This window comes from Janthinobacterium violaceinigrum (assembly GCF_009208555.1).
In the GTDB taxonomy this organism is placed as follows: domain Bacteria; phylum Pseudomonadota; class Gammaproteobacteria; order Burkholderiales; family Burkholderiaceae_D; genus Janthinobacterium; species Janthinobacterium violaceinigrum.
Map to the genome: position 1 here is coordinate 32,168 of NZ_WFLI01000041.1, position 18,642 is coordinate 50,809.

General features: G+C 61.3%; 18 protein-coding genes. 7 read left to right on the plus strand and 11 right to left on the minus strand.

The features are described from left to right. Positions 1-6: 6 nt before the first annotated feature. The 4 genes from lptF to GCN75_RS24690 are packed head-to-tail and all read left to right on the plus strand — an operon-like array spanning position 7 to position 3,726. Positions 7-1,152 (plus strand): LPS export ABC transporter permease LptF, encoded by a 1,146-nt coding sequence (lptF, locus tag GCN75_RS24675; protein WP_152284740.1) that lies wholly within the window; start codon positions 7-9, stop codon positions 1,150-1,152. Continuing rightward, positions 1,149-2,318, plus strand: coding sequence for an LPS export ABC transporter permease LptG (gene lptG, locus GCN75_RS24680; RefSeq protein WP_152284741.1), 1,170 nt, complete (start codon positions 1,149-1,151; stop codon positions 2,316-2,318). The genes lptF and lptG overlap by 4 nt, the downstream gene beginning before the upstream one ends. Beyond that, the gene (locus GCN75_RS24685) at positions 2,318-2,737 is read left to right on the plus strand and encodes a sirohydrochlorin chelatase (RefSeq protein WP_152284742.1); all 420 of its coding nucleotides are present in this window, start codon (positions 2,318-2,320) and stop codon (positions 2,735-2,737) included. Before lptG ends, GCN75_RS24685 begins: the two co-directional genes overlap by 1 nt. After that, on the plus strand, positions 2,734-3,726 hold the full coding sequence (locus tag GCN75_RS24690) for a Stealth CR1 domain-containing protein (protein ID WP_152284743.1): 993 nt from the start codon (positions 2,734-2,736) through the stop codon (positions 3,724-3,726). Before GCN75_RS24685 ends, GCN75_RS24690 begins: the two co-directional genes overlap by 4 nt. 6 nt (positions 3,727-3,732) lie before the next feature. On the opposite strand, the gene GCN75_RS24695 is transcribed toward GCN75_RS24690, so the two are convergent. The 8 genes from GCN75_RS24695 to GCN75_RS24730 form a co-directional block, all read right to left on the minus strand. Continuing rightward, complete coding sequence (locus tag GCN75_RS24695) at positions 3,733-4,383, minus strand: hypothetical protein (protein ID WP_152284744.1); 651 nt, start codon at positions 4,381-4,383, stop codon at positions 3,733-3,735. Between the two features lie 250 nt (positions 4,384-4,633). Further along, positions 4,634-5,398 carry a uroporphyrinogen-III C-methyltransferase gene (gene cobA, locus GCN75_RS24700; protein ID WP_152284745.1) on the minus strand — a complete coding sequence of 255 codons (765 nt, stop codon included), beginning with the start codon at positions 5,396-5,398 and terminating at the stop codon, positions 4,634-4,636. Between the two features lie 28 nt (positions 5,399-5,426). Further along, the gene (locus GCN75_RS24705) at positions 5,427-6,743 is read right to left on the minus strand and encodes a sulfate adenylyltransferase subunit 1 (RefSeq protein ID WP_152284746.1); all 1,317 of its coding nucleotides are present in this window, start codon (positions 6,741-6,743) and stop codon (positions 5,427-5,429) included. Continuing rightward, positions 6,743-7,654, minus strand: a complete 912-nt coding sequence (cysD, locus tag GCN75_RS24710) for a sulfate adenylyltransferase subunit CysD (protein WP_034782216.1) — start codon at positions 7,652-7,654, stop codon at positions 6,743-6,745. The genes GCN75_RS24705 and cysD overlap by 1 nt, the downstream gene beginning before the upstream one ends. A gap of 40 nt (positions 7,655-7,694) precedes the next feature. After that, entirely contained in the window at positions 7,695-8,411 is a 717-nt protein-coding gene (locus tag GCN75_RS24715) for a phosphoadenylyl-sulfate reductase (RefSeq protein ID WP_152284747.1), read from the minus strand. Positions 8,412-8,420: 9 nt separating this feature from the next. Continuing rightward, positions 8,421-8,981: a DUF934 domain-containing protein gene (locus GCN75_RS24720; protein ID WP_152284748.1), complete on the minus strand. Its 561-nt coding sequence runs from the start codon at positions 8,979-8,981 to the stop codon at positions 8,421-8,423. Next, positions 8,974-10,662 (minus strand): nitrite/sulfite reductase, encoded by a 1,689-nt coding sequence (locus GCN75_RS24725; RefSeq protein WP_152284749.1) that lies wholly within the window; start codon positions 10,660-10,662, stop codon positions 8,974-8,976. The genes GCN75_RS24720 and GCN75_RS24725 overlap by 8 nt, the downstream gene beginning before the upstream one ends. A gap of 82 nt (positions 10,663-10,744) precedes the next feature. Further along, on the minus strand, positions 10,745-11,518 hold the full coding sequence (locus GCN75_RS24730; protein ID WP_152284750.1) for a sulfite exporter TauE/SafE family protein: 774 nt from the start codon (positions 11,516-11,518) through the stop codon (positions 10,745-10,747). Positions 11,519-11,678: 160 nt separating this feature from the next. Here GCN75_RS24730 and GCN75_RS24735 point away from each other — a divergent pair, with 160 nt between their 5' ends. From GCN75_RS24735 to GCN75_RS24745, 3 genes are all read left to right on the plus strand, one after another. After that, positions 11,679-12,620 carry a CysB family HTH-type transcriptional regulator gene (locus GCN75_RS24735; RefSeq protein ID WP_034751505.1) on the plus strand — a complete coding sequence of 314 codons (942 nt, stop codon included), beginning with the start codon at positions 11,679-11,681 and terminating at the stop codon, positions 12,618-12,620. 61 nt (positions 12,621-12,681) lie between these two features. Beyond that, complete coding sequence (locus tag GCN75_RS24740) at positions 12,682-13,332, plus strand: class I SAM-dependent methyltransferase (protein WP_099665030.1); 651 nt, start codon at positions 12,682-12,684, stop codon at positions 13,330-13,332. Positions 13,333-13,517: 185 nt separating this feature from the next. Beyond that, positions 13,518-14,465 (plus strand): porin, encoded by a 948-nt coding sequence (locus tag GCN75_RS24745; protein ID WP_152284751.1) that lies wholly within the window; start codon positions 13,518-13,520, stop codon positions 14,463-14,465. Positions 14,466-14,512: 47 nt separating this feature from the next. Here the strand turns inward: GCN75_RS24745 and GCN75_RS24750 are convergent, their stop codons facing one another. The 3 genes from GCN75_RS24750 to GCN75_RS24760 form a co-directional block, all read right to left on the minus strand. Continuing rightward, positions 14,513-15,703, minus strand: coding sequence for a PAS domain-containing sensor histidine kinase (locus GCN75_RS24750; RefSeq protein WP_152284752.1), 1,191 nt, complete (start codon positions 15,701-15,703; stop codon positions 14,513-14,515). Between the two features lie 173 nt (positions 15,704-15,876). Next, the gene (locus GCN75_RS24755; protein ID WP_101480230.1) at positions 15,877-16,635 is read right to left on the minus strand and encodes a LytR/AlgR family response regulator transcription factor; all 759 of its coding nucleotides are present in this window, start codon (positions 16,633-16,635) and stop codon (positions 15,877-15,879) included. A 76-nt stretch (positions 16,636-16,711) separates the two neighbouring features. After that, positions 16,712-18,004 carry a sensor histidine kinase gene (locus tag GCN75_RS24760; RefSeq protein WP_152284753.1) on the minus strand — a complete coding sequence of 431 codons (1,293 nt, stop codon included), beginning with the start codon at positions 18,002-18,004 and terminating at the stop codon, positions 16,712-16,714. Positions 18,005-18,642: the final 638 nt, after the last annotated feature.

The window sequence follows — 18,642 nt, forward strand, 5'->3', positions numbered from 1 at the left end:
CTCCGAATGATCTTTCAACGCGCCCTTCGACGTGAATTGGCTAGTGCCGCCGGGGCCACCTTCACTGTTTTGTTCAGTATCCTGCTCACCTGGATGCTGATCGGTATTCTCGGCAAGGCGGCGGGCGGTAAAATCGCGTCGTCCGACGTCATGTCCCTGATGGTCTTTTCCGCCCTGATGCAGCTGCCCACCATCATCATCCTCACCGGTTTCATTTCGGTGCTGATGGTCGTCACGCGCAGCTACAAGGAGTCGGAGATGGTGGTGTGGTTCGCTTCCGGCCTGAGCCTGTCGCGCTGGATCTGGCCCGTCCTCAGCTTCGGCCTGCCGCTGGTGCTGGCCACCGGCGTCCTGAGTCTGTACGCCACGCCGTGGGCGCAAAAGAAAAGCGATGAATATGTGGCGCGCTTCGAAAAGCGCGAAGACCTGCAGAAAGTCACGCCGGGCCAGTTCCGCGAATCGGCCGGCAGCAACCGCATCTTCTTCGTCGAGGGCGTCAGCGGCGAGAAAAACGTGGTGCAGAACGTCTTCGTCAATACCGTCGACGAAAAAGGCAGCGCCGTCGTCGTCGTCGCCCGCGAAGGCGTGATCAATACCGACGCCAAGGGCGAACGCTTCCTGGTGCTCAAGAGTGGCCGCCGCTACCAGGGCGTGCCGACGCAAGCGGACTTCCAGACCATGGAATTCGAGCAGTACATCATGCGCATCGAGAGCAAGCAGCAGGAGCTGGGAGCGGAACTGGGCGTGCGCGCGATGAGCACCATGGCGCTCATCGCCGAGCCGAACCCGTACACCATGGCCGAATTGCTGTGGCGGGTCAGTGCGCCGTTGATCGGCCTGATGCTGATCCTGCTGGCCATTCCGCTGGGCTTTGTCAATCCGCGCGCCGGCAGTTCGACCAACCTGATCATCGCCCTGCTGATTTTCTTTACCTACAGCAACCTTATCAAGGTCGTCGAAGCGAGCGTGAAACAGGGGCGCCTGAGCTTTGGCGTGGCCTGGTGGCCGCTGCACCTGCTGGCGGCACTGGCCGTGGTGGTGCTGTTTGCGTGGCGCCTGAATGTGAATCACCGCTATCATCCGCTGGTCCTGCTGGCGTCCTTCAAGCGCGCGCGCCGCGCCGGCAATACAAGTAAAGCGGCATCGAAATGAAGATTTTACAGCGCTATTTTGCGGTCTCGATATTCCAGGCGGTGCTGTTCGTGCTGCTGGCCTTTCTGGCACTGCAAGCCTTCATCGACCTGACGGGCGAGCTGCCCAAGGTGGGCCGCAACGGCTATACCATCCAGTATGCGTTCCTGTACGTGCTGGTGCTGGTGCCGGGGCACGTGTACGAGGTGATGCCGATCGCGGCCCTGATCGGCACCATTTATACGATGGCGCAGTTTGCCGCCAGCTCCGAATTTACCATCATGCGCGCGTCGAGCATGTCGACGGCGATGGCGGCCGGTTTCCTGTTCCGCATCGGCATCGTCTTCGTCGTCATCACCTTCATCTTCGGTGAACTGATCACGCCGCGCACGGAGCCGCTGGCCGAGCGTCTCAAGCTGACCTCGCGCGGCGCGGCCGTGTCGAGCGAATTCCGCTCCGGCCTGTGGACCAAGGACATGGTCAAGAGCGACGGCCTGACGGGCACCGTCACCGGTTCGCGCTTTTTCAATGTGGGCGAAGCGCGTCCCGACGGCCAGCTGAAAAACGTCAAGCTGTATGAATTCGATACCGACATGCGCTTGCGCACCCTGACCGTGGCCAAGGGCGCTACCTACCAGGGCAATAATATCTGGCGCCTGACCGAGGTGACGGAAACCTCGTTCTCGAACAGCGCGGCCACCACGCCCGGCTTCGAGCCGAAGCTGTCGAACTACTATGGCCAGGAGACGAGCCTGGTGCGCACCGTGCAAAGCGCCAGCAAGGACATGACGTCGGAAGTGACGCCGAAGATCCTGACGGTGTCGGCGTCCGATCCCGAGCGCATGTCGGCCAGCGAACTGGCCGTGTACACGCGCCACCTGGCCGAGAACAAGCAGGAAACCGAGCGTTTCCGCATCGCCTTCTGGAAAAAGCTGATCGATCCGCTGGCCATTTTCGTGCTGATGGCGCTGGCGCTGCCGTTCGCCTACATGCACACGCGCAGCGGCGGCATCAGCCTGAAGATCTTCATCGGCATCATGATCGGCGTGAGCTTCATGCTGGTCAACACCCTGTTCTCGCATCTCGGACTGCTCAGCACCTGGCCAGCCTTCGTGACGGCGGTGGCGCCGAGTGCCCTGTACCTGCTGCTGGCGCTGGGCGCCCTGTGGTGGGTGGAGCGGCACTGATGGCGGCGCACGTGCAACAGGCATTGATCCTGTTTGCCCACGGCGCGCGCGCCGCATCGTGGGCCGCGCCCTTCGAGCGCCTGCGCGACCTGACCCAGGCGCGCATGCCCGACGCCAGCGTGCACCTGGCTTTCCTGGAACTGATGTCGCCGCGCCTGCCCGAGCTGGTGGCGGCCCTGCTGGCCCGCCTGCCTGCCGGCGCCATCCTGGACGCCACCGTGGTGCCCGTGTTCCTGGGGCAGGGCGGGCATGTGCTGCGCGACTTGCCGCTCTTGCTGGAAGAACTTCGCCAGCAGCATCCGCAACTGCGCCTGAAGGTGGTCGAAGCGGTGGGCGAGAACGCCAGCGTGCTCGCCGCCATCGCCGACTACTGCGTGGCCGCGCCAGGCGCCAGCCCCAGCTCCAGCCCTATCCCTTGAACGGCGCCGCCAGCGCGATGCCTGCCGCGGCCATCGACATCGTCTACCTGTGGGTCGATGGCGCCGACCCGGCCTGGCGCGCGCGCCGGCAGCACGCGTATGCCGCCTGGGAGCAGGCGCACCCGGGCCAGCTGGCCCTGCACGGCAACGTGGCGGGGCGCTACCGCGACAACGGCGAACTGCGCTACAACCTGCGCGCGCTCGAGCGTTTCTTCCCCGGTCACGGCCATATCTATCTGCTGACGGACCGCCAGGTGCCTGCCTGGCTGCGCGCGTCGCCGCGCCTGACGGTGATCGACCATGCGAGCCTGATGCCCGGCGCATCCCTGCCCGTGTTCGATTCCGGCCATATCGAATCGTATCTGCACCATATTCCGGGCCTGTCCGAGCGCTTCCTGTATCTGAACGACGACGTGTTCTTTGGCGCGCCGTTCGAGCCGGCCTTCTGGTTCGGCGGGGAAGGGGACGGGCGCTTGAGTGTTTTCACGGAGAGTGCGCTGCAGGACGACATGCAGGGCTTGCGCGCCGACGTGGCGGCGCCCGTCAACTGCGCTACCTTGTCGCGGCAATGGCTGTCGGCGCAGTACGCCGATTACCGGCATGAGCCGCGCCTGTATGCGCATGCGCCGCGGCCCATGCTGAAAAGCTCGCTGCATGTACTGGAAGGGCTGGCGCCGGCCATGTTTGCCGGCGTGCGCGCGACCGTGTTCCGCTCCTGGCAGGTGCCCGCATTGCTGCCCGACCTGGTGCCGCGCTGGATGGTGCATCAGGGAGTGGCGCGGGCGCGCATGCTCGATCCGCTGCATATCGCCAGCGGCGACGCGGATGCGCCGCGGCAGCTGGAGCAGCTGCTGGCGCAGTTCGGCCGCTTGCCGTTTTTCTGCATCAACGATACCTGCGACGAGGCTGAAGACGACGACCCGCGCTTGCTGCGCGTGGCCGCTACCTTGCAGCGGCTGCTGCCGCTGCCATCTTCGTTTGAAATGTGACGGCGTTCAAGCCGCTTTCTTGTTTGGCGCCAGGCTGATGCGGGCGGCGGCCGAGCTGTCGGACAGCGCGGCGAGGAACAGCAGCAGATAGGCGCCCAGTTCCAGCACTTCTTCGCCCAGCAGCGCGTAGGCGTCCGGCATGCCGTGGAAGACCTTCTTGTCGAAGGGCCAGCCGGCAACCATTAGCAAGCCGCCGATGGCCGTCAGGATGGTGATGCGCATGCTGAAAATCTGCGGCGCTTGGGCAAACACCTTGCGGGCGCGCGGCGCGAAGAAGATCAGCACGCGTATCAGGATCAGCAACTCGACCACGCGCAGGGCTTTTTCCAGCTGTGCCCACGCGGGCGCCGTACCGAACTGGTCGATATCGAGTTCGCGCAGCAGGAAGCCGAACAGCAGGGCCGACAAGCCGGCATGCATGAGGAACCGCAGGGACTGGCGGTCGGGCTCCTGCCACGCGCGCACACCGTGCACCGTGCAGGCCAGGGCCAGGAACAGCGCCTGCAGCCATTCCAGCAAGTGGTTTTCATCGTCGATATTCGGAAACACCGTCCACAGGGCGATGGAGGCAAGCATGCTGAACAGCACAGCGCTGGCGACGCCGGCATTGCTGCGGCTGAGCGAAGTCAGGGCTTCGCGCACGGAATAGAAATTCATTGTTGATTGTGACGGCTCAAGTTGCGCGGCGCGGTATTGCAGCCTGCGGGCGCAGCTTTTTTCGGGGAGATTGCCGGGGGCGGTTCCCGTCAGCGGGGAAGCCGCGCAGCAAGCGCTATGGCGGGGCGAAGCGTGATTTTCTTGCTATCACGCAACAACTTCTCGAGAAAAGATGCGTGAGCATCGTATCATGTTTCGCCGAAAGACGTCAGTTACTGACTTTAAAGTCGGTAAAATACGGTGTATTTATTCAAGCATGGCGCGCCACAATGGCGGCCTCTTCGTCGATGGCCTGGTGCGCGCGCGCGGCCATGGCATCGCCCAGCATCACCAGCACGGGGCCGTGGGTGTCGCCCAGGCCATGCGCGAGGGCGCTCAGCGGCAGGCGCACGATGCGCTGGTCCGGGCGGCTGCAGTTTTCAATCACCACCACGGGCGTGTCAAAGCGCCGGCCCTGGGCCAGCAGGCGCTGCGCCGTGGCGATGGCTTCGCGCCCGCCCATGTATTGCACGAGGGTATCGCAGTCGGGAATGCGCGTCTGGTCCGGCTCGCCCGGCGCCGTGCTGGACGTGAAGAAGGCCACGCTGCGCGACACGCCCCGCTTCGTCAGCGGCTGCTGCGTGGCGGCCGCGGCAGCGAGCGCCGTGGTAATGCCGGGCACCACTTCGACGGCGATGCCCGCCTCTTCCAGCGCCCGCAGTTCCTCGTCGGCGCGGCCGAACAGCATGGGGTCGCCCCCTTTCAGGCGCACCACGACGGCGTGCTTGCGCGCGTGGTCGACCAGTTGCTTGTTGATGAACGCCTGCGCCGTCGACAGCTGGCCGCAGCGCTTGCCGACCAGGATTTTTTGCGCCTGCGGGCACAGCTCCAGCATCTCTTCGGTGACCAGCGCGTCGTGCAGCACGACGTCCGCTTGCGCCAGCAGGCGCGCGCCGCGCAAGGTCATCAGATCTTGCGCACCGGGGCCGGCGCCGATCAGGTAAACCTTGCCGGGGAGAGATGGGGAGCTGTTCATATGGCTGCCTTTCCTGGACGATGCGGGGTTAGAGTCGGACCATGCCGGCCGCAACCGTCTGGTGGGTCACTTCATCGATCAGGATAAACGCGCCCGTGGCGCGGATATCGGCATACGCATCGGCTGCCAGCGCCTGCTGCACGTTCAGGCTGATGCGGGCGATATCGTTCAGCTTCAAGCCGTCGGCCGGGTGGCGCTGCTGCGTGTTGATATCGAGGATAGATTCGATTGCCGTCACCTTGGCCGCCGTCTGCTTCGTGCCGTGCTTGATCCAGTACTTGCGGCGCAGGTCCAGCGCATCTTCCGACAGCCAGCACACGTCGGCCACCACCTGTTTCAGCAGGGTAGCAGGGCGTTCGGCACTGGCCAGCAAGTCGCCACGCGAGATATCGAGGTATTCATTGAGCAGCAGGGTCACGGACTGGCCCACCACGGCCGTCGGCAGCGAGCCGTCCAGGGTGACGATATCCTTGACGGTGGCCGTCTGGCCGGACGGCTGCACCACCAGGGTGTCGCCGATGCTGACCTTGCCCGCCTCGATGCGGCCCATGTAGCCGCGGAAATCATTGGCTTCGTGGCCGTTGTGGCGCGCCACCAGCTGCACGGGGAAGCGGAAGGGCGCGTCGTGCGATTCGTCGTAGACGGACAGCGATTCGAGCAGCTCGATCAGGGTAGGGCCCGTGTACCAGCCCAGCTTTTCGCCCCGTTCGACGACGTTGTCGCCCGTGAGTGCCGACAGGGGGATCGGCGTGATGTCCTTCAGGCCCAGCGACTGGGCGAATTCGCGGTAGGCGGCGACGATGCGGTTGTACACCGTTTCATCGTAGTCGACCAGGTCCATCTTGTTGACGGCGACGACCACGTGCTCGATCTGCAGCAAGTGGGCGATGGTCGAGTGGCGTTTGGTCTGGATCAGCAGTTCCACGCTGCCGTCGTCGCCCAGTTTCACCTTCGACACGTCGATCAGGATGATGACGGCGTCGGCCGTGGATGCGCCCGTGACCATGTTGCGCGTGTATTGCTCGTGGCCGGGCGTGTCGGCGATGATGAATTTGCGCTTCGGCGTGGCAAAGTAACGGTAGGCCACGTCGATGGTGATGCCTTGCTCGCGTTCCGCTTCCAGGCCGTCCGTCAGCAGCGACAGGTCGACCGTGTCGCCCACCGTACGCTTGTGCTTGGAGCGCGACATGGCGTCGAGCTGGTCGGCGAAGATGCCCTTGCTGTCGAACAGCAGGCGGCCGATCAGCGTGCTCTTGCCGTCATCGACGGAACCGGCCGTGATGAAGCGCAACATGCCGCGCTCCAGGCTATCGGTCAAAGTGGTGTTCTGGATTGCTGCGTTCATTAGAAATACCCTGCTTTCTTGCGTTTTTCCATCGAGGCTTCGGAAGTCTGGTCATCCATGCGGGTGGCGCCCCGTTCCGTGATTTGCGTGATTGCCGTTTCGGCGATGATGGCGTCCACCGTGGCCGCATCGGACGACACGGGGCAGGTGCACGAGATATCGCCCACGGTGCGGAAGCGCACGACTTGCGTTTCCACCGTTTCGCCTTCGCGCGGCGGCGTCAGGTCCGTCAGCGGCACCAGCAAGCCGTTGCGCGGGATCACCTGGCGTTCGTGCGCGAAGTAGATCGGCGGCAATTCCAGCTGCTCGCGGGCGATGTATTGCCATACATCCAGCTCCGTCCAGTTCGAGATGGGGAACACGCGCATGTTTTCACCGGGATGCACGCGGGTGTTATACAGGTCCCACAATTCCGGACGCTGGGCTTTCGGGTCCCAGGCGCCGAATTCGTCGCGGAACGAAAAGATGCGTTCCTTGGCGCGGGCCTTTTCTTCATCGCGGCGGGCGCCGCCGATGCAGGCGTCAAAACCGTGTTCGGCGATGGTTTCCAGCAAGGTCACGGCTTGCGCCGCATTGCGCGAATCCGTGGCCGGGTTGCGCAGGCGCACGGTGCCGCGCTTGATCGAGTCTTCGACGGAGCCGACGATCAGGCGTTCGCCCAGTTCTGCCACTTTCTTGTCGCGAAAAGTGATGACTTCCGGGAAGTTGTGGCCCGTGTCGATGTGCACGAGGGGAAATGGAAACTTGCCTGGGCGGAAGGCCTTTTCGGCCAGGCGCAGCAGGACGACGGAATCCTTGCCGCCGGAAAACAGCAGGGCGGGGTTGGCCGATTCGGCCGCCACTTCGCGCATGATGTGAATGGCTTCCGACTCAAGGCTGTCGAGGTGGCGCTGGTTCAAAATATTGCTCATATGGAGTGCTTTCTTGTTCTGCTGCGTCTGTTATGTCTGTTCAGGCTGCCACGGATTTGATGCGTATGAGTTTGCCGTCCACCATGTGCAGGCCGCATTCCTTGGAATCGGGATTTTCCCACCACCAGCGTCCGGCCCGCACATCTTCGCCCGGCTGGACGGCCCGCGTGCACGGCTCGCAGCCGATGGACGGGTAGCCCTGGTCGTGCAGCGCATTGTAGGGCACGTCGTTGGCGCGGATATAGTCCCACACGTCCTGCTCGGACCAGTCGGCCAGCGGATTGAATTTCGTCATCGCGTGCGCCGCATCGTCTTCCTGCACGTGCAGCTCGGCGCGCGTGGTGGACTGCGCGCGGCGCTGGCCCGTCACCCAGGCCTTGTTGCCGGCCAGGGCGCGGCCCAGCGGTTCGACCTTGCGGATGCGGCAGCATTCGCGGCGCATCTCGACGCTGTCATAAAAGGCATTCAGTCCATGCTGTTCCACGTAGGCGGCCACGGCTTCCGGCTGCGGGCGGTACAGGGTGATGTCGTGGTCGTAGCGGGCTTTCACCTTGTCGAGTACGGCCAGGGTTTCCTGGTGCAACCGGCCCGTTTCCAGAGAAAAGATGCCGATTGGCAGCTCCGCTTTGAGAATCATGTCGGTCAGCACCATGTCTTCGGCTGCCAGGCTGGACGCGAACACGGCCGGCGAAAAGTCCGCGGCGATGCGTGTCAGCGTTTGCTCGGTGGCGTGTATCAAAGAAGTCAAATCGCTCATGACTGGTCCTCAGATGCCGGCCGCGTTGTCGAGGTCGGGATTCTGGCCTTCGCGGTGGTGGCGGCGGAACAGCGGCGACTTCTGGTCCCACGACGCCTGGTAGGTTTCCGAAAACACGGATAATCCTTTCAGTGCGTCATGGATGCTGCGGTCCGGACGCGTCGCATACGCATCGAAGCCGACCCGGTGCATGGAAAACAGCTGGTCGCGCAAGACGTCGCCGATGGCCCGCAATTCACCCTGGAAACCGAGGCGGGCGCGCAGGTTGAAGGCGATGGAATAGCCGCGGCCATCCGTGAATTTCGGGAAGTCCACGCCGATGACGGGCAGTTGCGCCACGTCGGCCGCCAGTTCTTCCGGGCGCTCGTCGCTGGCCAGCCAGACGCCGATGTCGGGCAGGCGGGCGGCCAGGGTCTCGCGCTGGGCTTGCCACACGGGCAGGGGCACGATGACCTTGCCGGCGGGCACGACCACCGTTTCCGGCGTCTCGTTTTCATCGAGGCGCAGCAAGCCCCAGGTATTCGGCACCACGGCGGCGTTCTTGATGATTTCTTCGCGTACTTCAAACATATTCGTCTTCTCCCACCAGGTTGCCGACCGTGATCGGCGTTGCATATACGTGTTCCTTGAACGGCGCCAGGCCCAGGCGCTGGGCCGTGTCGACGAAGCGCTCGCCTTCATGGCGTTCGCGCACGTAGACGTGCAGCAGGCGGCCGATGACTTCAGGCATCTGCAGGGAAGAGAACGATGGTCCGATGATCTTGCCGATGGCGGCGTTGTTGCCTTGCGCGCCGCCGATCGACACTTGATACCATTCGCTGCCATCCTTGTCGACGCCGAGGATGCCGATGCTGCCCACGTGATGGTGGCCGCAGGCATTGATGCAGCCGGAAATATTCAGTTCGATCTCGCCGATGTCGTGCTGGAAGTCGATGCTGTCGAAGCGTTCCGCGATGGCGGCCGCGATCGGCAAGGACTTGGCGTTGGCCAGCGAGCAGAAATCGCCGCCGGGGCAGCAGATCATGTCGGTCAGCAAGCCGATGTTCGGCGTGGCCAGGCCGTGTGCCTTGGCTTCCTGCCACAGTTTAAAGAGTTTCGATTGCTCCACGTCGGCCAGCACCAGGTTCTGCTCATGCGTCACGCGCAGTTCGCCAAAGCTGTAGCGGTCGGCCAGGTCGGCCACGAAGTCGATCTGCTCGGCCGTCGCGTCGCCGGGCGGCACGCCCGTTTTCTTCAAGGACAGCACCACGGCCACGTAGCCGGGACGCTGGTGCGGCTTGACGTTGCGCGCCAGCCAGTTCACATAGGCCTTGTTGTCCGCGTGTTCCGCCTGGTAGCCGAGTTCCGGCAGAGCAAGGTAGGCGGGCGGATTGAAGAAGTCCGCCACGCGCTGCATTTCCTCGGCCGTCAAGGTTTCCGGACCATCTTTCAGATCGACCCACTCTTCTTCCACCTGGCGCGTGAATTCTTCCACGCCGATGGCTTTGAGCAAGATCTTGATGCGCGCCTTGTATTTGTTGTCGCGGCGGCCGTGCAGGTTGTACACGCGCATGATGGCCTGGATGTAGGTCAGCAAATGCTGCCACGGTAAAAATTCGCGCACGACGCTGCCCAGGATGGGCGTGCGGCCCATGCCGCCGCCGGCCATCACCTTGAAACCCACTTCGCCGGCTGCGTTGCGCACGGCCGTCAAGCCGATGTCGTGCACGGCGATGGCGGCGCGGTCTTCCTCGGCGCCATTGATGGCGACCTTGAACTTGCGGGGCAGGGCGATGAACTCGGGGTGGAAGGTGCTCCACTGGCGCAATACTTCCGCGTACGGGCGCGGATCGATGATTTCATCGGCGGCGACGCCGGCATACGGGTCCGATGTTGTATTGCGGATACAGTTACCGGAGGTCTGGATCGCGTGCATTTCCACGGACGCCAGGTCCGTCAGGATATCGGGTGTCTGCTCCAGCTCGATCCAGTTGAACTGGATGTTCTGGCGCGTGGTGAAGTGACCATAGCCGCGGTCATACTTGCGCGCGATGTGCGCGAACATGCGCATCTGCTTCGACGACAGCAAGCCGTAGGGCACGGCGATGCGCAGCATGTAGGCGTGGCGTTGCATGTACAGGCCGTTTTGCAGGCGCAGCGGAATGAATTCCTCTTCCGTCAGTTCATTGGCGATACGGCGCGCAACCTGGTCTCGGTACTGGGCGATGCGTTCTTTGATGATGAGGTGGTCGTACTGATCGTAATGGTACATATCAATTCCTAAAAAAGCCGGGGTGCTGGAAGATTGCCTGGGATTATGTTCTTGATACTGTTCGTGTCACATGGTCGGTCAATTAATAGATTAGCTTTACTGCCACGCCGGTCAAGGTCATCGCCAGCAAGACTCTCAAAAACTTTTCCGGCACGGAGCGGGCCACCCAGGAGCCGAGCGTGATGCCGGGCAGGGAGCCGACCAGCAAGGAAGCCAGCAATTCCCAGTGGATGGAACCGAGCCACCAGTGGCCCAGGGCGGCGATGGCCGTCAGGGGTACGGCGTAGGCGATGTCGGTGCCCGCCACTTCGGCTGAGCTCATGCGTGGATACAGCATCACCAGCAGGGTGGCGCCGATGGCGCCGGCGCCAATCGACGACACCGTTACCAGCACGCCCAGCACGGCGCCGGAAAAAATGGTCGCGGCGGCAAGCTTGTTGCCTTGTAATTGTTTCTCAGGGTGGGCATTGATCCACGCCAGCATGCGGCCCTTGAAGATCAGCGCCACGACGGTCAGCAGCACGGAAGCGGCGATGGAATAGCGGATGATCTGGCCGATCTCCGGCGACAGGGTGCCGAACGATTTCAGCGCCAGGGTCGAGACGACGGCAGCGGGCAGGGCGCCGATGCACAGGCGCTTGACGATATCCCAGCGGATGGTGCCGCGCAGGCGGTGCGTCAGGGTGCCGGCGCTCTTGGTGATCGAGGCGAAGGCCAGGTCGGTGCCGACGGCCACGGAGGGCGGCACGCCAAACAGCAGGGTTAACAGCGGCGTCATCAGCGAACCGCCGCCCACACCGGTCATTCCTACGAGTAATCCTACGGCAAATCCTGAGACTATATAAGACAAAGTCATGCTTTCACCCCCAAAGTACCCGCAATAGTAATAAACTTGGCGTTTAATCCAAACTACTTAGTACGCATTTGCTTATATGCGATATGCGTATATGCATGAACGCAAAATCATGGGTGGGGCGGAAACTCGGCAAATCACGGCAATCTAGGGCAAACCAGCAATGAATCTCCATCAACTGCGCTTCGTGCGCGAAGCGGTCCGGCAGAATTACAACCTGACGGACGCCGCCAAGGCCTTGTTTACGTCGCAACCGGGCGTATCGAAGGCCATCATCGAGCTGGAAGAAGAGCTGGGCGTGGATATCTTTACGCGCCACGGCAAGCGCATCCGCGGCTTGACGGAGCCGGGCCGCCTGGTGCTGGAGTCCGTCGAGCTGATCATGCAGGAAATCGACAGCATGAAGCGCATCGGCAAGGAATTCGCGGCGCAGGACAGCGGCAGCTTTACCATTGCCACCACGCATACGCAGGCGCGCTACACCTTGCCCAAGGTGGTGCAAGCCTTCATGCTGAAGTTCCCCAAGGTGCGATTGTCTTTACTGCAAGGCAATCCGCGCCAGATCGCCGAGATGGTGCAGCGCGACCAGGCCGACCTGGCCATCGCCACGGAATCGATCGCCGCCATCGATGGCTTGATCACCTTGCCCTGCTATCAATGGGAGCACGTGGTGGTTGTGCCGGTCGACCATCCGCTGTTGAAATCGAAGTCCGTGACCCTGGAAGAAATCGCCGCTTTCCCCCTGATTACCTATGACAGCGCGTTTGCCGGGCGCAACAAAATCGACCATGCTTTCGTGCTGCGGGGCTTGAAGCCGGACATCTTGCTCGAGGCCATCGATGCGGACGTGATCAAGACTTATGTCGAGTTGGGCATGGGGATTGGTATCATAGCGGGTATGGCCTTCGATGCCGAGCGCGACAAAGGCTTGCGCGCCATCCCTGTCGGCCACCTGTTCGGCATGAATGTGTCGCGCGTGGCCGTCAAGCAGGGCGCGTATTTGCGCAGCTATATCTATACCTTTATCGAGTTGCTGACGCCGACCCTGAATCGCAAGCTCATCGAGCAGGCGATGAGCGGTGATAAAGAGCACTACGAACTATAACAATGCATGAAGTCGGCCGGGCGATGTGCCTGGCCAAGATTATTTAAGAAGAGAAGAAACAATGATTACCGATCAGCTTGCCAAATATTACGCCACCATCGCGCAGCAGTACGAGCGCGTCTATGACAAGCCCGAACGCCAGGAAGACCTGGAAGTGTTGCGCGACAAGGTCGCCGACGTGCTGGAAGGCCACACCGTGCTGGAACTGGCATGCGGCACCGGCTACTGGACGGAAGTGGTCGCCGAATCGGCCGAGTCCGTGCTGGCCACCGATATCAACGATGAAATGCTGGCGCTGGCCCAGGCACGCGGCTTGCCCGACAATGTCACGTTTGCCAAGCTCGACGCCTTTAATTTGCCCGATGACTTGCTGGGCAAGTTCACGGCCGTGTTCGCCGGTTTCTGGTGGTCGCACGTCAAGCGCGAAGACCAGGACAAGTATCTGAAGCAATTGCGCAGCAAGCTGGGCAAGGACATCCTGCTGGTGCTGATCGACAATTCCTATGTCGATGGCAGCAGCACCGTGATCGCGCGCACTGACCTGGAAGGCAATACCCACCAGTTCCGCACGACGGAGGGGGGCGAACGCTATGAAGTGCTGAAGAATTTCCCGTCGGATAGCCATCTGCGCAAGAAGTTTGCCCACTCGGCCCGTGAAATCCGCATGAAGCGCCTGGAATACTACTGGCTGCTGAGCTGCCGCCTGAAGTAAGGCCGGAACGGCAATTTGAACCGCCTTCGGGCGGTTTTTTTTCGCCTGTTGTTTTTAGGTAACACGGTGTTGTGCCAAAAAGCAACATCTTGTCGATGTCATATTGTTGAAGTATTTGATGGGCATGATTCGGTTCAGCAGCTAAGCAGCAACACTCTTGTCCAACCTAATGTAGAGAATCTCAAGTGAAAAAAATTACTCTGGCAGCATTGATCATCGGCACCTTCGCGGCAGCTACGGCGCAAGCACAATCGAACGTCACCGTGTACGGCCTGGTTGACCTCGGTATCGCCAAGACCACTGGCCAGCCGACCGTCGAACGCGAAAACAATGCGTCGCGCCTCGGTTTCAAGGGTACGGAAGATTTGGGTGGCGGCCTGTCCGCAATTTTCAACCTGGAAAGTGAATTCCTGGCCGACACCGGCGCGCAAAAAGGCGTGTTGTTCGACCGTCAAGCGTATGTGGGCTTGAAAGGCGCTTTCGGTACCGCCATCCTGGGCCGCACCAAGAACCTGGTCGATGGCACCATCGCCCGCGTCGACCCATTCAACACCTACGGCGTGGTTGGCAAGAACAATGAAACCCTGCTGCGTTCGGGCGTCGGTTCGTCGCGCGTGAACAATGCCGTGACCTACAACAGCCCAAGCTTTGAAGGTTTCGTGGGCAGCCTGCAATACGTGCTGAGCGAAGTCAACAGCGCTGACGCTGGCGTGATCGGCCTGGCAACCTACGACAATGGCCCGATCAGCCTGCACGCCGGCTACGAAAAAGCCGTGCAAGCAACGGCAACGTCCGCCAAGGCTGACCTGTGGTCCATCGGTGGCGGCTATAAATTCGGCCCAGCCAAGATCACGGCTGCCTACTCGAAAGGCGACACCAAGGTGGCAACCACCGGCGAATTCAAGTCCTACTTGATCGGCCTGAACTACACGGTTGGCGGCGGCGATGCCAAAGTGTCGTATGGCAAGCAAGAGCAAAGCAACAACAAGTTCAAGGATCAGGACACCATCAAGGAATTCGGCGTCGGTTACGACTACCACCTGTCGAAGCGCACCGACGTGTACGCTTATGCTGGCCGCGAGCGCGTGAAGTCGCTGACGTCGTACCAAGTTGGTATCGCACACAAATTCTAAGCATCGCTTGATGTGATGGATGACAAAGGCGCCTGCGGGCGCCTTTTTTATTGCATCGCCGCTGCCGCCGCCTCCGCATGCATGGGCAGCGAGATTTCGATGCGCGTGCCGCCCAGTTCGCTATCGGCGCCGATATGGATGCTGCCGTTCAAACCCCACACCCGTTCGCGCATGCCCAGCAGTCCCAGTGCCGTGGCTTTTTCCAGGTCGTGTTCGGCAATGCCGCGGCCGTCATCCTGGATGGTGATCGCCAGCGAGGAATCGATGCGGTGCAGGGCGATGGTGATGTGGTTCGCTTCGGCATGGCGTGCGATATTCGTCAGCGCCTCTTGCACAATGCGGTAGATGGCCGTGCTGCGCGCATCGTCGAGCACGAGGTCGGCCTCGTCGGCCAGCAAGTCGAAATGGATGGCGCGGCGCAACAGGAAATCGTGGCGCAGTTTTTGCAGCGCGAAATACAAGCCCCCTTCATCGAGCGCGCGCGGACGCAGGTTGCTGGCGATGCGCCGCAGCGAGGTGATGGCCGTCACCAGCAAGCCGTCCATGCTATGCAGCAACGCTTGCAGGGGCACGGTGGTGTCCGTGTGCTGGCGCACGAGGGTCAGGTCGACGCGCAAGGTGGCCAGCAACTGTCCCAGGTCGTCATGCAGTTCGCGCGCGATATGCTTGCGCTCTTCTTCGCGGATGGATTGCAGCGCGCTCGACAATTCACGCAATTGCGAAAAGGAGCGGGCCAGCTGTTCATGCATCTGCTGGCGCGCACTGATGTCGCGCACGATGATGGTAAACACGCTATGGCCGTCTTCCTGCATGCTGGACAGCGAGCCTTCGAGGGGGAACATGGCGCCATCGTTGCGCCGTCCCGTCAAGGTATAGTCGGTGGCGCGCCGGCCCGTCAGGCGCAGCTCCTGGCTGATGTCGCCGAACGGCGGATCGCCATCCTGCTTGCCCAGGCCGCCCAGGGTGCGCAAGTCGCGCAGGATGTAGTGGCCCAGGCGCATGCCGCGCATGCCGGCCGGCGTGTCATCGAATAACCTGGCTGCGGCCGCGTTCGCATGCAGGATGATTTGTTCGCTGTTGATGCTGATGATGGCGTCGCTGGCATTGTCGATGATGGCCTGGCCACGCGCCTGCCGTTGCCGGCGGGCTTTCAACGGAGGAAACAAACACAGCAAAAGCGCCGCCGCCATGCCCAGCGGCAGGATGCGCAGCAGTGCGGGACTGCCTCGGTCGGGCATGGGTATCTCCTTGCGAACGTGTGCGAAGGCAGGCAAGACAGCGATGGCGGGCAGGACTTTATCTAAGTAAATAGCCTATGCCTGCTGGGGCGGCGCGGCTTGATGTGGCGCAGGAAGGGGAGTGGACGAGATCAAGACGCCGCGCCGGCATGGGCCGGGCGGCGGCGGGGGATTTACATTTGCTTGAACAGGTGCAAGAAGCTGCGGCTCACTTCGAGCTTGTCGGATTTGCCTTTGATGAGCACCAGATGGCGGCCGCGGATGTCGCGCGTGACGCCTTCGATGGCATTCACGTTGACCAGCGTGGCGCGGTGGATTTGCCAGAACAGCGAAGGATCGAGCTCTTCGGCCAGGTCGCGCACGGGCTTGCGGATCAGCGCTTCATACTTGGCGGTCTGCACGCAGGTGTATTTCTCGTCGGAGCGGAAAAATAAAATCTCTTCCACAGGAATCATGCGCAAGTCCTGGCCGATGCTGGCTTGTATCCATTGCAGATAGGTAGGCTTGGCCGTGATTTTCTCGGCCAGCTGCGACAGCATGGCCGTGACGCTGCTGTTGACATCGAGGGCCGGCTTGTTCAAGTGCGTTTTCAGGCGTTCCACCGTCACCAGCAAGCGCTCATGCTCGGGCGGCTTGAGCACATAATCGACGGCGCCCCGTTCAAACGCTTCCACGGCGTGGGTATCGTAGGCCGTGACAAAGACGATATGCGTCTTGCTGCCAATCACTTGCGCCGCTTCCATGCCCGTCTTGCCCGGCATGCGGATATCGAGGAAAGCAAAATCGGGTTTGAGTTGTTCCACCAGTTCGATCGCTTCGTCGCCATTCTTGGCTTCGCCGATGATTTCCAGTTCGGGCCAGGCCTGGCCCAGGCGCAGGCGCAGCTGGTCGCGCATCAGTCTTTCGTCGTCGGCAATAATAGCGGTAGGCATAGGTCTCAAGTGTGAACAGGCGAAGATTGATTATTCAATGATTTAGCGTTTTTATCAACTGTCTTATTTGGGCAGCTTATTTGGACAATTGATATGGCACTTCGATCACGGCGCACACGCCGCTGGGCTGGTTGGGCGTGATGGTCAGGCTGCCCTGGTCGCCATGCAGCAGTTTCAAGCGCTCGCGGATCGTGGGCAAGCCCAGGCCCGTGCCATCGCTGGGCACCACGCCAAAGCCCAGGCCGTCATCGGTAACGGTGACGCGCAGCTTGCTGTGCGCCACTTCGGCCACGATGCGCAGGGTGCCGCCTTCCGGTTTGACTTCCAGGCCGTGCTTGATGGCATTTTCCACCATCGATTGCAGCATCATGGGAGGGAAGGCGGCGCTGCGCAGGCCATCGGGAATCTGGAAATCGACGGTCAGGCGTTCTTCCATGCGCATTTTCAGCAGGTTCAAATACGCTTGCACCATGTCCGCTTCACGGCCCAGGTTGGTGATCAGGGCGTTGTCGCGCATTTGCGGCAGCACGGCGCGCAGATACTGGATCAGGCTGCGCTGCATCTTGGCGGCGCGCGGCGGATCGACCTGGATCAGGTGTTCGACGGAGGCAAGCGTGTTGAACAGGAAGTGCGGCTCGACTTGCGCCTGCATCATCTGCATCTTCGCTTCGCTGAGCTGGCGCTGCATGGATTCGCGCTCGGCTGCCTCGTTTGCCGTGACGGTTTCCGCTTCTGCACGTTTCTTGCCGCCCACCAGGGCCTTCATGGCGAACAGGGCCAGGACCAGCAGGGACACAAAGCTCTTGAACCAGGTCGAGGCTTGCTGGTGATAGCGCGACACTTTTTGCTCTGCCGCATCATCGACCGCTTCTTCTATGGCATTCGACAACTCTTCACCGATTTGTGGCGGCAATTCAATATGGACTTCTTCCCCCGAAGCATTCGTGGTCACTGGATAGCTGGGTTTGGCGGGGGCGGCCGGCGGTTCCGGCGGCGCCGGCGGCGCGGTATTTGCATGCTCATCCGTCTCGGCGGCATCGGCCGGCTCGCTGGCCGCGTCTGCCGTGCTGCTGCGCCGGTTCTTGCTGTTGCGGGGATTGAAATGGATGCCCGTATCGTCGATCAGGATATTGGTTTCGCCCGAGCCCTTGCTGCTGCGTTTGTGCGACTTGATGACGACTTCTTCGTCCGGGTTGGACGAGAACAGCTCATCTTGCAAAATGGAGCCGGCGATCAGGGCCAGCGCGGCAAACAGGAAAAATTTCCACCAGGAAAGCTGAGTGACCCAGGTCGTCGTCGCGTCGAATGCCCGTTGCAACCAAGCGAGGATGGTTTTCAACAATTGGGGCAGGCTGGAAATCGGAAGCATGGGGGCACTTTCAAGTACAAGAGTTAATCGACGCAGCGGGCAAGTTTAACCGCTTGTTGAGCCGCGTCAGAGTCTGATGTTGCCACTGTGCCTAAAGACCACGAACTACGCCAGCCGATTGCGACAGGCTGCACAAAAAGGCGCTTGAAGTGAAGACTATGCTTGCTGGGCGGTGGGACGGGGCAGTATAAAAATAGCCCTTGCGGCGGCGCGGCACCTTGGCTATAATTCGCCCCCTCGCTGAACGACGCATGCAAATGCCGAGTAAAGCAGGGTGAAAAAAGAAGGTTGACGAAACGATCTAAACGCTTCATACTCTTCCTTCTTCGCAGCTGACAAACACAACGCTTTGTCGGTAGCGCGAAAGCAGTACCGAATACAGTTCTTTAACAATTAACAGTCGATAAGTGTGGGCATTTGATGTAGTGCAGCGCCGATCTTCGGATTGGCGTATTACTTAAAATATCAAATGTTCACAAGAAATAATGAAATAGGCGCTACGAAAGTAGTGGCCTGTCAGTTTTTTGAGTGAGCAAATCTTTTGCAATGCAAAAGATTTGGATGGTAGCGATACTGTCCGACCTGTCAGAAATGACATTAAACAGAGATTAAACTGAAGAGTTTGATCCTGGCTCAGA